Here is a 16,305-nt window from a genome sequence, read left to right as displayed (position 1 = left end):
TACGTGCGAAAACCGAGTGATGCTAGGTTTTGGCCATGGCGAATTCCCGGGGTCCGTACGCGAAGGGTGTGGCCAAGCGCGCCGAGATCCTGCGGGCGGCGCTGGAGGTGATCGCGCGGCACGGCTACCGGAAGACGTCGACGCGCGAGCTGGCCGCCGCGGCCGGGCTCAGCGAGGCCGGGATGCTGCACTACTTCGGCTCGAAGGAACAGCTCTTCGAGGCGGTGCTCCGGGCCCGGGACGAGGCGGACATGAGCCGCTTCGGGACCGCCGATCCGATCGACAACCTGACCACGATCGTCCGGCACAACCGGTCGGTGCCGGGGCTCGTGCAGCTGTACTCGACGTTCTCCGCCGAGGCCGGCGACCCCGACCACAGCTCGCACGAGTACTTCGTCGAGCGGTACGCCGGCATTCGGGAGGCCCTCGCCGACGCAGTCCGGGCCCGCCAGTCCGCCGGCACCTTCAACCCCTCCGCCGATCCCGACGCGATCGCGACGCTCCTGATCGCGCTGTCGGACGGGCTCCAGATCCAGACCCAGTACGAGCTGTCCACCGACCCCGGCGACCTCTTCGACCACCTGCTCACCCTGCTGGCTGGACCTACGCGCGATAGTTGAACCATGACGAGTGCCGCCGACGACCAGGACCCTCCGGCGGAACTCGCCAGTTCACCAGCCGCAGCTTCGGCGGCGTCCGGGACCTCTGCCGCGACTCCGGCACCTGCAGCACCTGTCGAGCCGGCCGCCATCACCCGGTCGGTGCTGACGAAAGAGGTCTGGCTCGTGCTGGCGCTGTCCCTCGGCGCCTCCGGGGTGGCCGCGATCATCTCGTTCGCCGGTGTACTGACGTCGGCGAAGCCGATCAGCGGGCAGACGGCGGTGATCGTCGGATCGCGGGCTCCTGGGCGGCCGTGGCTGGATCTGGCGTGGCAGGTGTTCGCGGTGGTGACCGCCTTGGTGCCGGTGGCGCTGGTCGGGCATTTCCTGGCGCGGGGCCGGGAGTCGTTCCGGACGATCGGGTTCGATCTGCGGGACCGGCTGCGCGACCTCGGCCGGGGGACGACGATCGCGGCTGCCGTCGGCGGAGCGGGGCTGCTGTTCTACATCGGTGCACACGCGACCGGTGTGAACCTGACCGTCGACCCGTCGCAACTGCCGGACTACTGGTGGCGGATCCCGATCCTGGTCGCGGTCTCCGCGCAGAACGCCGTCCTCGAGGAAGTCATCGTGCTCGGCTACCTGAACCACCGCCTGGACCAGCTCGGCTGGTCGGTGCGCCGGGCGACCGCGACCAGCGCACTGGTGCGCGGCTCGTACCACCTCTACCAGGGGCTCGGCGGATTCGCAGGAAACGTGATCATGGGCGTGATCTTCACCTACCTGTACCGGCGCTGGGGCCGCGTGATGCCGCTCGTGGTCGCGCACGCCCTGATCGACACCGCCGCGCTCATCGGCGCCACGTATCTACTCGGCAAAGTGTCCTGGCTGCCCAGCTGACGGCTGTTGAGCATTGGTCAACTGTCAAGGCCCGGTCGTAACCGATCAGGGCCCCGACGGGTTGTTGGTGTCGTGACAGTCAACGGGGAAATCACCAGTCCGCCCGAAATCGACGCCGGCCTGGCGGCCGCGGCACTCGCCGTGTTCGCGCACCGGCACGAGGTCGTCCACCTGCTGTACGCCGCCACCGACGAGCCGGACGCGCTCGCCCGGATCGGCGCGCTGCTGAAGGTCGACGAGGCCGCCATCGCCCGCGTTCTCGACCAGCCGCTGCGCTGGATGCTCCCGCAGTTCCGCGGCGAGCTGGAGACGATCGCGGCGGCGCCGGGCTCGATGACCACCGGCACACCGCCGACGGTCGCGGAGAGCACACCCGCGGATCTCGAGTCGGCGGCCGCGACGACCAGCTGACACGGTCCCCGCAGGACGCACCGCTCCATCAGTAGGTTGGAGCGGTGCAGACGTATGGGCGGGACATCCTGGAGATCGCGGACGAGCTGACGACGGCGTACGTCGAGGTGTTCACCGCGCCGCCGTTCGAGCACCGCGATCCCGGGGCGACCGCGGCCGCGTTCCGCACGCGGCTCGGGTCCGACGCGGAGCGGGACGGGTTCCAGGCGTGGGTCGAGCGGTCGGCGGACGGGCGGATCGCCGGGTTCGTGACCGGCTGGACGACGCCGGCGCCGTTCCGCACCGACCGGTCGTACGGCAGTGTCCTGGACCGGCTCGGTGCCGAGCAGGTGGAGGAGCTGCTGATCGGCGCGTTCGAGGTGGACGAGCTAGGAGTGCTCCAGCACGCCCGCGGCACCGGCCTCGCCCGCCGGCTCCTGGAAGCCGCCACCCGCGAACACCCCCGAGCCTGGCTCCTCGCCTGGAACCAGAACCACTCCGCGATCGCCTTCTACCGCCACGTCGGCTGGCGGGAACCCGAGGTCCGCGGGCCCGAACACGACATCGTCGTGTTCGTCACGCTATGACTTCGTGCAAGGTCGACAGGACGTATACGCCCACTCAGCGGCCATGCGGTCGGTCGCCCGCTGTGCGATCGCGGGAGTGGGCGTATACGTCCTGTCGAGGTTGCACAGGGCGGAGAGCAGAGGGGCAACCCGGCGGTGTCAGAGGCCGAACAGCGCGATGGCGTTGGCGTGGGTGACCGCGGTGTGTTCTTCGGGCGTCAGGTCGGCCGCCTCCAGGGCGCCGAGCGCGACCGACGGGTCGATCAGGGTCGCGTCGGTGCCGAACATCATCCGGCCGGGGCCGATCCGGTCCAGGATCCAGCGGATCCGGTTCGCCTCGGGCGCCGACCAGCAGGGCTCGAACCAGATCCGGTCCGAGCGGTCCGCGGCCTCGGGGACCCGGGGCCAGCCGTTCGCGCCCATGTGGCCGGCCAGCAGCCGCGCCCCCGGCACCCGGGCGGCGACGTCGGCGAGATCGACGACGGTGTCGCCCCAGGTGTGCACCAGCGTCGGCAGCCCGTACTCCGTGGTCAGCTCGATCGCCGCCTGCATCGCAGGGGAGCTGATCGGCGTCCGGCTGTACTCGCTGTGGATCTTCGCGCCGACCCACCGGGTCCGCCCGTCGCCGGCGAGCAGCTCGTCGAGATCGGTCCGGGCCTCGTCCAGGCGGCGCGGGTCGACGACGACCATCCCGCGCAGCCGCGGATCGGCCGGGAGTTGCGCGGCGAGCGAGCGGTTGCCGAGCGGGGCGTCGTACACGATGGCCTCGATCGCGGAGACCAGCTGGAGGTCGATGCCGAACCGGTCGAGTCCGTCGATGTTGGTGTCGATGCTCGCCACGTCCATCGAGAAGAACCACGGTCCCCAGTGCGCGTGGACGTCGATCAGCATGCGGGCTCCAGCAGGGTCGTGAGGCTGCGGCTTCCGGCCTGGGCGATCTCGTCGGCGCTGAGCTTGGACGTGAGCAGCCGGCGGATCACCGAGCGGGTCTCGTGGAACGGCGTCCGGCAGCCGAGCACGAGCCGCTCGGCGCCGACCTCCGCGGCCACGATCTCCAGCGAGTCCGGCCCGGTCAGCATCCGGGTCGAGGTGTGGAACCCGGGCTCGGTGCGGGCCAGCAGCACGAAGTCGCCGAGGTAGTAGAAGTGCGTGTCGAGGAACACCACGCGGGCGCCGAGCCCGCGCAGCGCCGGCCCGACCTTGCGGACGTCGCCCTCGACGAAGATGGTCAGCCCGGCGTTCACCAGCAGCTGCACGACGTGGCCGAAGGCCGGGTACGTCGGTTCGACGCTCTGGGCGGTCGGCGCCAGCCGGATCGCCCGCGGCGGCGCGTCGCTCGCCAGCTGCCGCTCGAGCTCCTTCTCCGCGCCGAGCGGGTCCCGCAGGTCGAGCACCGGGCACGTCGTCCACCCGTTGCCGTCGGCAACCTGCCGGGCCTCGTCGTTCCCGGACGGTACGTCGAAGTGCACCGCGCGCAGCGCGGCCACGGCACCGCCGGAGATCCCGCTGTCGGTGAACACCTTCGCGACGTTCTCGGGCCGCCCCCAGCGGCCAGTCGTCACGTCGTGCCCGACCAGGACGTCGCAGTCGAGCAGCAGGGGAGTGTCGGTCATGATTCCTTCCGGGACAGGGCACGGTGGACCTTGCGGATCGCGGCCACGATGTCGTCGACGTCGGAGTCGGTGTAGTTCTCGTTCCAGCCGAGGACGAGCAGCCGGCGCTCGATCAGCTCCTCGGCGTTCGGGCACAGGCCGGCCGGGTACGAGACGTCCTGCAGCGGGAACCCGGAACGACCGTACGTGATCCGCTCGCGGACGGCCGGCGCGGCGTACAGCGGGCTGGTCAGGTAGCCGCCGTTCGCGGGCACACCCTCGGCGGTCAGCGCGGCGGCCCATTCCCGCATGTCGCCTGCCTCCGGGGAGATGATCAGCGGATACTGCCAGTACACGTGGTCGCCACCGTCCCGCGGTGCCGTCACCCCGGTCAGGTCCTCGATCGCGGAGGACAGGCGCGCGGCCGCCGCACGGCGATCCTGCACGACGCCGCGCAACTTGGTCAGCTGGGCACGGGTGACCGAGGCGACCAGCTCGGTCATCCGGTAGTTGAGCGCGAGGAAGAGGTAGGTCCGCTCGTCGGTGTCGCGCGGCCAGCCCTTGTCGGCGAACAGCCGCATCCGGCGGGCCCGCTGCGCGTCGTCGGTCACCGCCAGCCCGCCGTCACCGGCGCTGATGTGCTTGGTCTGCTGCAGGCTGAAGCATCCGATGTGACCGATCCGGCCGACGTAGCTGTCGCCGACCGGGGCGAGGTACGCCTGCGCGCAGTCCTCGATCAGCAGGATCCCGTGCCGGTCGCAGAGCTCGCGCAACTCCCGGACCGCGGCCGGCTTGCCGAACAGGTGGACGACGATCACGGCCTTGGTCCGCGGCGTGATTGCGGCCGCCACGGTCTGCGGCGTCAGGTTCCCGGTGACCGGGTCCACGTCCGCGAACACCGGGACGGCGTTCTGCATCATGATCGGGAACACCGTGCCCATGTCGCTGATCGGCGTGGTGATGATCTCGTCGCCCGGCTCCGGGTTCACCGCCGCGACGGCCAGGTGCAGGGCCGCCGTCCCCGAGCTGCACGCGACCGCGTGCCCGGCGCCGAGCAGGGACGCGAACTCGAGCTCGAGCGCGGGCACCTCGGTGCCCCAGGTGGCCGAGAGCATGCCGCTGCGCAGCACCCGCTCGACCGCCTTGACCTCGTCGTCGCCGAAGCGCCGGCCGCTGGCGTTCATCACCGACGGCAGCGGCTCGGTGCGCACCGGCGTCCCGCCGTCGCGGGCGAGCTGGCTGTTCTCCATCACACAAATCCTTTGCTTACGGCAACGGCAGTTGGACGAGATCGCGGTCGGACAGGCCCCAGACGCTGTGCCGGGCGCCGCGCACCGGGGTCAGCTGCGGCACGGTGTACCACCCGTCGCCGAGCTTGTTCACGAGCAGCTTCGCCGTACTGAGCCCCGGACCCAGCTGGTACAGGTTCCCGCCGAAGTTCGTCTCACAGTAGACGCCGGTCCGGTCGGTGTGGATCTGACCGTAGCCGGAGAGCTTGTTCGCGCCGCGCACGACAGCGCGCGTTCGCAGGTCGTACGTGAACCACGCGCCGCTGGTCCGCTTCAGCACGCCGTACAGGACACCGTCGTGGACGGCGACACTCTGCAGGGAGCGCTCCCCGGCGAGCGGCTCGACGGTCCACAGCAGCTCCCGGCGGCACAGGTCGAAGGCCGCGATCGCCGCCGAGGTGCGGGTCGGGGTGATGCCACCGCCGCCGACCACGTCGCCGCCGAGGTAGGCGATGCCGTCGACGACGGCGACCGTCATTACGCTCTGGTCGGGGAGCACGCCGTAGTGCACGTCCAGCTCGCCCGTGCGGATGTCCAGCAGCGTGAGGGCGCCGGTGAGCTTGCCCGTGCCCGGCGCCGAGGCGATCGCGAGCAGTTTCGACTTCGCGTCGTACGCCGCCTGCCAGGGACGGATCTGCTCGTGCCCGATCGGCCCGAAGCTGTGCACCTCCTTGGTGCGCGGGTTGATCCGGACCACCTCGGTGCTCGGGTACAGGGCGGAGTACAGCTCGCCCTGCACCCAGGTCAGCGTCTTGGCCTCGCCGGCGACCCGGATCCGGCGGGTCGCGCCGGTGTCGATCGCGTGCTCGGTGACCACCCAGTGCCCGCCGACGTACAGGTGCGGGTCGCCGGTGATGATCGACTGCGGCTTGTCGGGCGCGGGCGTGAACCCGGCGTCGACGAGGTCGAGCAGCTCGAACTCACCCGTTCCGACGTCGAGCCACCAGAGCACGCCGGACCCGGTCGAGCCGAGCAGTGTGGCCGGGTCGAGCATCACGAGCCGGCGGTGCTCGTCCGCCGGCGCCGGGGTCGCGACCGCGGTGAGGCTGGTGTCCTGCGGCCCGCACGACCACACGGTCCCGGAGGTCCGGGTGGTCAGGTATGCCGTACCGTCCGCGGCGACGGTGATCGCGTCGACGCTCGACTCGCCCGCGGGCAGCGGCACGCTCCGTACGTCGGTGCCGTCGAGGGCCATGGTCAGCAGGGCCTGGCCGGTGCCCACGTAGAGCCGGTCGCCGGCGCCGGTGACCGGGCCGAAGGTCTGGCCGCGGAACGCCTCGGGCGTGAGATCCCGGAAGACGCCGGTGCCGCGGTCGTATCCGACCAGCTGCGCCGGCGTGTAGATCCCGGCGTACACGTGGTTGCCCGCGGCCCCGACGTACCGGCCGTACTGCGCGCCGGCCACCGGGGCGCCGAGCCGGGTGGGGACGTTCGTCGTGGGATCGATCTGCCAGACCGCACCGTTCGGGTAGCTGACCGCGAACACCTGCCCGTCGGGCGCCGTCGTCATGTCCCACACGAAGCCGCCCGGACCGGCCAGGGCCCCGACGTGGACGACGGACCCGTCGGCCGGGTCGAAACAGTAGACGTCGGCGGTCGGGTACAGACCGGCGTACACCTTGCCCGCGGCAACGGTGATGCCCCAGCCGCCCTCGCCGGTCGGCAGCTCGACCGTCCTGGTGACGCGCCGGGTGGTCAGGTCGATCTCGGTCAGCCGCGGCGGCACGATGCCGCGGCTGATGACGTAGGCGTGGCCGTTGTGCACCGCCATCGCGACGACGGCGGCCGTGACGACCGCGGGACCGGAGGTGGGCAGCGTGGATCCGTCGATGGGACTGTCCTCCGCGTGGGCGGTGGTGGGGAGAGCGGTGACCGCGCCGGTCGCCAGCGCGCCGGCGAGCGCGGTACGTCGGGAGATGATCATCGGAGTCCGCCGATCCGGACGAGGTCACGGCCCTTGATCGTGTACAGGGCGTCACCCGTCGACGAGGTGGTGATGAGTGGGTAGCTGTAGATCTGCGCGGCCAGGCCGTCGACCACGGTGCTCACCGTCGGAGCGCCCGTCGGGTTCGACGTGACCTTGAAGACGCGCTTGTTGTCGGTGCCGTACAGGCCGGAGCGGGCGATCGTCAGCCGGCTCTGGCCGGTGCCGAGCGTCGCGCTGCCGACGAGCTTGCCGGTGGCTGGATCGATGACGGCGAGGCGGCCGTCGTCGGTCGTCGCGTACAGACGGCCGCGATAGAGCACGAGATCGCTGTACGTCTGTGCGTCGGGCAGTGCGGCCGACTCCCACAGCACCCGGTTGCGGCGCGGGTCGAAGGCGACCACGGTGGCCTCGGGGAGGATCGGGTCGGTGCCGAGGCTGTTGCGGGTCGCGCCGCCGAGGTACGCGATCCCGTCCGCGGTCGTCACCGAGCGCACCGACTGGTGCGGTACGACGCCGCGGTGCACCTCGCGTGCGCCGCTGTCCAGATGCTGCTCGACGAGCGTGCCGTCGTACTTGCCGTAGTCGGGCTCGGTGGAGATCAGCCACGTCCCCGAGCGGTCGTCGTACGCGGCGTCGGTCGGGCGGGTCTGCTCGTTGCCGATCTGGCCGAGCTCGTGCAGGCCGGTGCCGTCGGGCCGCATCTGCCAGAGCCGGGCCAGTGTGTAGACGCCCAGGTACACGCTGTTCCCGACCGGGGTCATGGTCTTCGCCTCGCCGGGCAGGAAGGTGCGGCTGCTGTCGCCGGTGGCGAGGTCGTGCACCTGGACACCGGCCTTGCCGCTGACCAGGACGGACGTCGGCGTGGCGGCGATCGCCATCGCCTGCTCGGGCGCGGGCGGCAGACCGGCCTGACCGAGATCGGTGCCGGTGAAGGTCCCGCTCGCCTCGTCGAAGTCGACGACCTGGCTGGTCAGCTCGGCCCGTAGGGCGGCGCCGTCGACGAAGATCCGGTTGAAGTAGGCCCCGTCGTACGGCGAACCCAGGCGCGTCAGCGCGTTCTCGCGGTACCTGTAGAGGGTGCCGGAGGGGCGGGTGCCGAGGTAGATGTCCGGGCCGTCGATCGTGATCGCGGTGATGTACTGGTCGCCGCCCGGGGTCTGGACCTCGACGGGGTTGCTCAGATCGGCGGTGTCGTAGACCAGCATCGTGCCGGTGGGGGACAGGCTCGCGGCGAGCTTCGTCCCGTCGAGCGCCAGCGTGGCGACGAACGTGCGGTCCGCGTACTTGGCCGGCAGGACGTCGCGGCGGGCGCCGGTCGCGCGGTCGATGGCGATCAGGTGCGCCTTCGTCCCGACACCCGCATAGATCGTGGTGGCGTCGGCAGCGATGCTGCGCACATACTGTTCGCCGGCGACGGCCGCCCCGTACGACCTGGTGGCGCCGGTCGCCGGGTCGTACTCGTGGACGGCTCCGTCGGGGTAGGTGCCGGCGACGATCTTGCCGTCCGGCGTCGCGGCCAGCGACCAGATGAACGAGCCGAACTGCGCGACCTTGGCGGCGGTGCCGGTGGTGGTGTCGACCTTGTAGACGTCACCGGGGGTGTAGAGGCCGATGTACAGGTCGGTGCCGAGGTGGGTCATCGCCCAGGCCCCGGCGCCGGTCGGCAGCGAGAACTTGCGGTCGACGGTCCTGCCGACCGGGTCGAACGCGCCGACCTGGACAGGCGAGACGCCGGACGTGATGGTCCAGATCCGGTCGCCGACCTGCTCGGCGACGCTGGTCGAGGTCACGGCGGACGCCGGACCGAGGCTGGCCACGGTCGGGGTTTCGGTCCCGACCGGAATCGTGGCGCCGGCTGGAGCGGAAACGCTCATCCATCCTGCGCAGCTGACCAGTAGAGCAATCAATCCCCGTGCGAATCGCTTGTCCACAAGGCCTCCCGGGACAGTACGCACCGAATTACGGTCATGGCTGAAATTAGCCGGACGTGCGTCAGTGCGTCAACCGCCTGAGAAATAATCAGAGATGAACGCGATAAACGACGAGCGGGCGGCCGCTGCCGGTGCCGAGCTGGGTGCCGGTGGCGTCGGCCAGGCCGGCGCGCTCCAACCGGTTGAGAACGCGGCGCGCGGTCCGCGGCTGGATACCGAGGTAGTCGGCGACCGAGCGCGTGGTCAGCCCCTCGTCCGGGGTGGAGTGGACGAGCTCCTGCAGCCGCTCGAGAGTGGCCTTCGAGAGACCGGCGCGTTGGGCGAGCAGTTGCAGCTTCGAGCGCTGCTGGGCCCGCGGCGCCGCGCCGCCGACCAGCACGAGATCGATGTCGTTGCGCAGCGACACCACGGCCGCGGTCCGGCCGGCCGTCTTCGCCCGGCCGAGCGCGCGGCGGGCCAAGGCCTCGGTCTCGGTCCCGGACCCGCCGATGCCGAACCCGATCCGGACCGGCCCGAACTGCTCCTTCAGCCGGGTCAGCATGCCGAGCTCGGTGAACGCCGCGGTCGCCTGCTCGAGCGGTCCGCGGGTCGCCACCACGAGCCAGCGCTTGTCGTCGTAGCGGATCACGCTGCCGCCGAGCGACCCGGCCTCGCGCCGGAGCGCGGTCTCGGCGTCCGGGGAGATCTCCACCAGACCGAGCGCGATCTGCGCATCGTCACTGCGCAGAGCGTCGTGGACGAGGAGCAGCCGGTTCACCGCGGCGCGGACCGAATGCACCGAGGGCGCCAGGCGGAGCGTGGTCTGCTCGGTCCGGAGCTTCTCGTACGCCGTCCGCAGACAGGTGATCGCGACGGTCGCGCCGGCCTCCTGGTGGAACGCCACGATCTCGTCGAGGCTCAGCCCGGGCCGGTACGGCAATACTTGCACGCCGCGCATCGGGAGCCCGACCTCGTCGAAGGTCTCCCGGACGTCGGCCTCGTCGAGGACGTCGATGCTGAGCGAGGTCACGTCCTGCCCGTCGCGGAGCAGTTGCACCAGGGCGCGCATCAAGGTCGCGCCGGTGTACTCGACGTGGGCGGCCGGGCGGTCCAGCAGGTCCTGCGCGGCGGCGATCTGGTACGGGACGACACCGGTGAAGAGCCACGCGTCGACACTGCCCGGTGCGTCGGCCATCACCTTGGGTGTGTCGGTCTCCCGGCGGTACCGCAGCGGGACCACCTCGACGCCACGCAGTCCCTTGATGATCCTGCTGGTGGAGGTGACCAGGTCCGACGGTCCTACTACGCCGATCGTCGTCACCATGCGCGGGCCCCCTTCATGCGGGCCAGTCTCACCACAAGACCCCACCGCTGCAAGAACCCGCGCCGACGTGGGCTACGTTCGCCTGATGAAGCGCGTGCTGGAGTGGATCGACGAGGGTACGGCGCTGTGCCGGAGTGCACTGGGTGACCTGGAGGCCCCGTCGCTGTTACCGGGCTGGTCACGGCGGCACGTGGCCGCGCACCTGTCGCTCAACGCCGAAGCGCTCGGCAACCTGGTCGAGTGGGCGCGCACCGGCAAGGAGCGGCCGATGTACCCGTCCGCCGCGGCGCGCAACGCCGACATCGAAGCCGGTACGTCGCGGTCGGCCGACGAACTGCGGTCCTGGTTCGACGCGTCGTCCGCCTGGCTGAACGCGTCGATGGCGACCCTGACCGACGCGCAGTGGCAGGCCGCGATCCGGACCGCGCAAGGCGTTCCGGTCCCGGCGACGAAGATCCCGTGGATGCGGTCCCGCGAGGTGATGATCCACGCGGTCGACCTCGGCGTCGGGTTGACGTTCGCCGATCTTCCGCCGGACTTCCTCGAGGCGCTGTGCGAGGACATCCGCACGCAGCGCGGCGACGTACCCGAGGTCCGCGGGCCCCTGCCCGAGCTCGCGGCGTACCTGTCCGGTCGTCCGTACGCCGATATCGTCAGCCCGGACGGCACTCCCGCGCAGTCGCTCCCTCCCTGGCTCTGAGCGGGGTCACGGCGTGGAGACCGTGAGTTTGAGCTGGACCGCTTGGTGACCGTCGCTCACCTGCCCGAGTTGCGTCATGCAGCAGCTGCTCAGCTGCGGTGAGTACAGGAAGCCGTCGATGCGGTCACCGCTGTCGGGGCCGTTGGGCTCGAGTCCGGAGCGACGGCCGATCTCGTTCGGGTCGTCGTCGACGGTCTTGTTCCAGTCGGCGCCGAGGACCGTGAACATGTCGGTCCGCTGGACGAAGTCGACCACGCTGCCGGACATCCGGTCGTTCGGGCTCCCGACACCGGTCTGGCAGCGCGGTGGCGGCATGTGCAGGGAGGCGATCCGCACCCAGCGGCCGTTCGTGAGCTTGCCGACGAAGTCGGCGAGGCGGCGGCGCATCGGGATTCCCGTTCTGGTCAGAGGAACATGCCGACGGACGGTGTGGCGTCGGAGGCCCAGTTGAGGATCGCGGCGTACAGGGCGCGGCGATGGACGACGCCGTTGGCGATCTGGCTGTCAAGGCTCCGGCCCGAACATTCTTCCCACCTGCAGTGCAGACTGCGGGCGCTACTTCAGGACGCGGTAGCGCAGGTGGGTGACGTCGCGGGCGGGGAGCTGGCGGAGTGGTTCGAGTTCGATGTATTCGGCGGGGAGGTTGTCGAACAGGCGGCGGCCCTGGCCGAGAAGGACGTTGACGACGTGGAGTTCGATTTCGTCGAGGAGGCCGGCGCGGAGCAGGGACTGAGCCGCGCCGGCGCCGTGGACCATCACGTCGCGGTCGCCCGCGGCCGCCTTCGCCCGGGCGGCGCACTCGGCGACGTCGGTCATGTAGACGGCACTTCCCGGCGGATCGTCGTCGGCGTGGTGGGTGAGGATGAACATCGGTACGCCGTCGTGGTGGTCGCCGTTCCAGCGTCCGGCGTGCTCGTACGTGCGACGGCCCGCGATCAGCGCGCCCGTGGCCAGGCATTCGCGATAGACCTGTCCGCTCGGCCCGTCGGAGTCGCGGTCGTCGAGCCAGTTGAACAGGCGGAACCCGCCGCGCCCCATCGGCTCCTCGGTGCTGTCGCCGGGCCCGACCACGAACCCGTCGACCGACATGCTCATGTACAGCCGGATCATCTGCCACCTCCAAGCGATTGGGGGAAGTGGAACACGTCGCCAGGGTCGTAGGCGGCCTTCACCTTCTCGAGCCGAGCATGGTTCGCGCCGTGGTAGGAGGCGGCCCAGTCGGTCAGATCGGGATCGGGGAAGTTGGGATAGACATGCCCCGAGCCGTAGGCGTGCGCGATGGACCAGGACCGGCGTACGGCGGTCCGATCCGGCCCGACATGTTCGAGCAGGAAACGTTCGGTGCGGTGGGCGAACGCGGTGGCGTCGACCGGGACGCGGTTGTAGGCGCCGCCCATCGGCGTGAAGTTCAGCTCGCAGCCGGTGCCGAGAAGCCGGCCGACGGCCTCCGGCGGCAGCGCGGAACGGAAGAACTCGGACTTGCTGTGCACGACCCGGTCGTCCGGATCACCCTCCGAGAGCGACGCCTTCAGCGCGGGCCAGCTGAGATCGCTGCGGACGTCGACCTCGGAAGCGTCGCCGAGCGGACCGACGTCGAAGGTCGTGAGGGTGGCGCCGAAGACCCGCACCTCGTCAGCGGTCACCTGCAGGCTCGCGGTCAGCTCGTCCGGCGCGTCCGGCGCCCATTCCTGCCACGCAGCGATCACGTCGGGCGCCCGGTCGCGAGGCCAGGTCAGCCGGAACCGCGTCGCGGCCGGCGACGGTACGGCGGCGAACACCAGCGAGGTGACGACGCCGAACTGACCACCGCCCGCCCCGCGCAGCGCCCAGAACAGGTCGGCCTCCCGCTCCGCGTCGCACGTCACCACGTCGCCGTCCGCGAGGACGACGGTCGCGGCGACGAGCCGGTCGCACGTCAGCCCGTACCGCCGACCGAGCAACCCGAGCCCGCCGCCCGACGTCAGCCCCACGATCCCGACCGTCGGCCCGCACCCCGCCGGAATCGTCAGCCCGTACTCGTGCAGCCCCCGGTAGACATCCGCGAGCCGAGCACCCGCCCCGATGGTCGCGAGCCCGGCCTCCACCGAGATCGCCGACAGCGCCGAGAGCTCGATCATCAAGCCCGTCGTCGACGAGCGACCGGCGAAGCAGTGGCCGCCACCGCGGGGAGCCACCGGCAGACCGTGCGAGCGTGCGTAGCCGAGCGCCTCGACGACGTCGTCGACGCAAGCGCAGCGGGCGATCACCTGCGGGCGGATGTTCTCGTACTGCGGCATCGCCGGGCGCCGCAGCGCGTCGTACAGCTCGTGGTCAGGAGCGATCAGGTCCATGAACCGACGCTAGGAGCGGACCGCCACGCCGCGCTTGAACGAAACGGTCGTACCACCCGGCGAGGAACGGCCGGTACGACGCGGAGTGGTCGTGACCGCAGTCGCAGCGATCGGCCTTGTCGCCGAGCAGCTCGCGCGGCGTCACGCCGGTCAGCCGGACGCACTCGCGGGTCAGATGCGCATGGTCTGCGTACCCGGTCTCGGCGGCGAGGTCCGAGAGCCCGCTGCCGAACCCGGCCTGTGCCAGTGCGAGATACCCCTGGAACCGCAGCGTCCGCTGCAACGCCTTCGGCCCGACTCCGGTCGCCGTCAGACACCGCCGCCGCAGCTGGCTCTCCGACAACGCCAGCTCGTCGGCCAGCGACGCGATCCCGGTCCGCTCCCACGGCATGAGTCGCCGTACCAGCTCCGCCACGACCGGATCCGGGCGCAGCTCCTGCCCGGTGAGGTACTGCTGCACGCCGAGCAGCGCCGCCTGCGGGCTCGGCGCGTCCGCGACCGCCGCGCCGATCGCGTCCGCCGCCGGGCCCCACAGGTCGACGGCGCAGTCGACCAGCTCGTCCGCCGGTACGCCGAGCAGCGGCGTGCCCGCGCCCGGCATGAACCGCACGCCGACGATCGTCGTCCGCGGCGGGATCACCTGCAGGTGCGCCCGGGTCAGCGGCCCGATCAGCCGCGGTACGCCGCCGACCGGGCAGTGCAGCTCGACGCCGCCGGTCGGCAGGTCCCGTTGCGGATAGGGCTGCGCGCCGGTGCGCTGGATCCAGACCGTACGGACGAGGCCGGCCAGTGCGGGCACCGGCGCGCTCTCGTCGTACGTCTGGTCCATCAGAGCTCGATGTGCGAGCCGATGATCACGGTCCGGTCCCGCGGCAGCCCGAAGTGCTCGGCCGCGTCCGCGGTGATGTGCGAGGTGGCCAGGAACAACTGCTTGCGCCATCCCGCCATCGTCGGCTCCTTGCCCCGCCGGAGCTCGATCTTCGACAGGAAGTACGACGCCTTGCCGAGATCGAGCGGGCCTTCGGAGGCGGCCGGATCGAGCCGCGCGAGGGCAGTCGGTACGTCGGGCGACTCCATGTACCCGAACTTGATCGTGACGTGGGTGATCCCGTCGTCGCCGTACCCGAGGTCGTTCACGGTCACCCGCTGGTCGTCCGGGACCCGAGGGACCGGCTCGGTCTCGATCGCGACGATCACGACGTGCTCGTGCCGGACCTGGTTGTGCTCGACGTTCGCCCGCAGCGCGAGCGGTGCGCTGACGCCGCCGCGGTTGAGGAAGATCGCCGTACCGGGGACCGTCCGGACCGGCAGCTTGCCGGAGCTCAGCTCGTCGATGAACTCCTGCAGCGGGCCCTCGGCTCGCTCCCGCTCGCGCGTGACGACCTCACGGCCGCGCTGCCAGGTCGTCATCACCGTGAACGCGGTGAGCGCGATCAGCAGCGGGAGCCACGCGCCGTGCAGCAGCTTCGTCAGGTTGGCCGCGATGAACAGACCGTCGATCAGGAGCAGCGGTACGGCGCCGGCCAGGATCAGCCAGCGCGGCACGTTCCAGCGGTAGTGCGCGACGTAGAAGAACAGCAGCGTGGTGATCGTGATCGTCCCGGTCACGGTCATGCCGTACGCGTACGCCAGCGCGGCCGAACTACGGAACGCGAAGATCAGCGTCAGCACCGACACGAACAGCAGCCAGTTCACGAACGGTACGTAGATCTGGCCGATCGTCGTCGCCGACGTGTGCGTCACCCGGAGCCGGGGCAGGTACCCGAGCTGGGCGGCCTGGGCCATCACCGAGTAGGCCCCGGTGATGACGGCCTGCGACGCGATCACGGTCGCCGCGGTCGCGAGCAGCACCAGCGGCAGCCGGCCCCAGCCCGGGACCAGCAGGAAGAACGGGCTGGTGATGTTCTCGTGGTTCTTCAGGATCAGCGCACCCTGGCCGAAATAGCTGAGTGTCAGGGCCGGCAGCACCAGGAACAGCCAGCCGCGGCTGATCGCCTTCCGGCCGAAGTGCCCCATGTCGGCGTACAGCGCCTCGGCGCCGGTGATCGACAGCACGACCGCCGCCAGCGCGAAGAAGGCGATGTGGAAATGCCCGGTCAGGAAGCCGATCGCGTACGTCGGGGAGAGCGCCTTGAGGATCGCGCCGTGCTCGAGGATGCCGCCGATCCCGGCCGCGCCGATCACGGCGAACCACACGATCATCACCGGGCCGAACGCCCGGCCGATCTGCTCGGTGCCGCGGCGCTGGACCATGAACAGCCCGATGATGATGACCGCGGTGATCGGGATCACGTACTCGCCCAGCGACGGCTCCACCGTCTTGAGTCCCTCGACCGCGGACAGCACCGAGATCGCCGGCGTGATCATGCCGTCGCCGAAGAACAGCGACGCGCCGAACAGCCCCACCGTGGCCAGCACCGCGGAGGCCTTCCGGCCCGGGTGTGTCCGGATCCACTTGCGGAGCAGCGTGATCAGCGCCACCACGCCGCCCTCGCCGTTGTTGTCCGCCCGCATCGTGAGCAGGATGTACGTGACGGTGACGATGATCATCACCGACCAGAAGATCAGCGACACCACGCCGTACACGTTGTGGTCACTGAGCGGCACCGGGTGCGGGTCCTCGGGGTTGAAGACCGTCTGCAGGGTGTAGATCGGACTGGTTCCGATGTCACCGAACACGACGCCGAGCGCGCCGACGATCACCGCGAGCTTGGCCGTGTCGTGGGCGTTGTGATGAGGCTGCGGCGCCTCCGCCGTCTCCGCCTTCTGGTCCGTCAC

16 protein-coding genes are annotated in these 16,305 nt (G+C 70.8%); 5 read left to right on the top strand and 11 right to left on the bottom strand.

The genetic code is table 11. The annotated features are described in order from the left end of the window. Positions 1-35: 35 nt before the first annotated feature. From AB0L64_RS07425 to AB0L64_RS07410, 4 genes are all read left to right on the top strand, one after another. Positions 36-620 (top strand): TetR/AcrR family transcriptional regulator, encoded by a 585-nt coding sequence (locus AB0L64_RS07425; protein ID WP_363708771.1) that lies wholly within the window; start codon positions 36-38, stop codon positions 618-620. Positions 621-623: 3 nt separating this feature from the next. Beyond that, positions 624-1,499 carry a type II CAAX endopeptidase family protein gene (locus AB0L64_RS07420; RefSeq protein ID WP_363708769.1) on the top strand — a complete coding sequence of 292 codons (876 nt, stop codon included), beginning with the start codon at positions 624-626 and terminating at the stop codon, positions 1,497-1,499. Positions 1,500-1,571: 72 nt separating this feature from the next. Then, entirely contained in the window at positions 1,572-1,910 is a 339-nt protein-coding gene (locus AB0L64_RS07415; RefSeq protein ID WP_363708767.1) for a hypothetical protein, read from the top strand. A gap of 44 nt (positions 1,911-1,954) precedes the next feature. Further along, a complete protein-coding gene (locus AB0L64_RS07410) occupies positions 1,955-2,476 on the top strand; it encodes a GNAT family N-acetyltransferase (protein WP_363708765.1) in 522 nt (173 codons plus the stop codon). A 138-nt stretch (positions 2,477-2,614) separates the two neighbouring features. On the opposite strand, the gene AB0L64_RS07405 is transcribed toward AB0L64_RS07410, so the two are convergent. The 6 genes from AB0L64_RS07405 to AB0L64_RS07380 form a co-directional block, all read right to left on the bottom strand. Next, entirely contained in the window at positions 2,615-3,346 is a 732-nt protein-coding gene (locus AB0L64_RS07405; protein WP_363708763.1) for an amidohydrolase family protein, read from the bottom strand. Further along, positions 3,340-4,068, bottom strand: a complete 729-nt coding sequence (locus AB0L64_RS07400) for a hypothetical protein (protein WP_363708761.1) — start codon at positions 4,066-4,068, stop codon at positions 3,340-3,342. The genes AB0L64_RS07405 and AB0L64_RS07400 overlap by 7 nt, the downstream gene beginning before the upstream one ends. Beyond that, complete coding sequence (locus AB0L64_RS07395) at positions 4,065-5,297, bottom strand: DegT/DnrJ/EryC1/StrS family aminotransferase (protein ID WP_363708759.1); 1,233 nt, start codon at positions 5,295-5,297, stop codon at positions 4,065-4,067. The genes AB0L64_RS07400 and AB0L64_RS07395 overlap by 4 nt, the downstream gene beginning before the upstream one ends. 16 nt (positions 5,298-5,313) lie before the next feature. Further along, positions 5,314-7,260 (bottom strand): hypothetical protein, encoded by a 1,947-nt coding sequence (locus tag AB0L64_RS07390; protein ID WP_363708757.1) that lies wholly within the window; start codon positions 7,258-7,260, stop codon positions 5,314-5,316. Continuing rightward, positions 7,257-9,137, bottom strand: coding sequence for a PQQ-binding-like beta-propeller repeat protein (locus tag AB0L64_RS07385; protein WP_363708755.1), 1,881 nt, complete (start codon positions 9,135-9,137; stop codon positions 7,257-7,259). The genes AB0L64_RS07390 and AB0L64_RS07385 overlap by 4 nt, the downstream gene beginning before the upstream one ends. A gap of 145 nt (positions 9,138-9,282) precedes the next feature. Beyond that, the gene (locus tag AB0L64_RS07380; protein ID WP_363708753.1) at positions 9,283-10,497 is read right to left on the bottom strand and encodes a helix-turn-helix domain-containing protein; all 1,215 of its coding nucleotides are present in this window, start codon (positions 10,495-10,497) and stop codon (positions 9,283-9,285) included. A gap of 85 nt (positions 10,498-10,582) precedes the next feature. Here AB0L64_RS07380 and AB0L64_RS07375 point away from each other — a divergent pair, with 85 nt between their 5' ends. Continuing rightward, positions 10,583-11,197: a maleylpyruvate isomerase family mycothiol-dependent enzyme gene (locus AB0L64_RS07375; protein WP_363708751.1), complete on the top strand. Its 615-nt coding sequence runs from the start codon at positions 10,583-10,585 to the stop codon at positions 11,195-11,197. A gap of 6 nt (positions 11,198-11,203) precedes the next feature. Here the strand turns inward: AB0L64_RS07375 and AB0L64_RS07370 are convergent, their stop codons facing one another. The 5 genes from AB0L64_RS07370 to AB0L64_RS07350 all read right to left on the bottom strand — a co-directional run bounded on the left by AB0L64_RS07370 (position 11,204) and on the right by AB0L64_RS07350 (position 16,305). Then, entirely contained in the window at positions 11,204-11,584 is a 381-nt protein-coding gene (locus tag AB0L64_RS07370) for a hypothetical protein (RefSeq protein WP_363708749.1), read from the bottom strand. Between the two features lie 168 nt (positions 11,585-11,752). Further along, entirely contained in the window at positions 11,753-12,307 is a 555-nt protein-coding gene (locus AB0L64_RS07365) for a dihydrofolate reductase family protein (protein WP_363708747.1), read from the bottom strand. Beyond that, positions 12,304-13,527, bottom strand: coding sequence for an FAD-binding oxidoreductase (locus tag AB0L64_RS07360; RefSeq protein WP_363708746.1), 1,224 nt, complete (start codon positions 13,525-13,527; stop codon positions 12,304-12,306). The genes AB0L64_RS07365 and AB0L64_RS07360 overlap by 4 nt, the downstream gene beginning before the upstream one ends. Beyond that, positions 13,508-14,356 carry a helix-turn-helix transcriptional regulator gene (locus tag AB0L64_RS07355; RefSeq protein WP_363708744.1) on the bottom strand — a complete coding sequence of 283 codons (849 nt, stop codon included), beginning with the start codon at positions 14,354-14,356 and terminating at the stop codon, positions 13,508-13,510. Before AB0L64_RS07355 ends, AB0L64_RS07360 begins: the two co-directional genes overlap by 20 nt. Beyond that, on the bottom strand, positions 14,356-16,305 hold the full coding sequence (locus AB0L64_RS07350; protein WP_363708742.1) for a potassium transporter Kup: 1,950 nt from the start codon (positions 16,303-16,305) through the stop codon (positions 14,356-14,358). The genes AB0L64_RS07355 and AB0L64_RS07350 overlap by 1 nt, the downstream gene beginning before the upstream one ends.

Origin of the sequence: Kribbella sp. NPDC051936, assembly GCF_040680955.1 — a bacterium.
GTDB lineage: Bacteria > Actinomycetota > Actinomycetes > Propionibacteriales > Kribbellaceae > Kribbella.
Note: the sequence above shows the minus strand (reverse complement) of the source record. Positions and strands in the feature narration are given on the sequence as shown.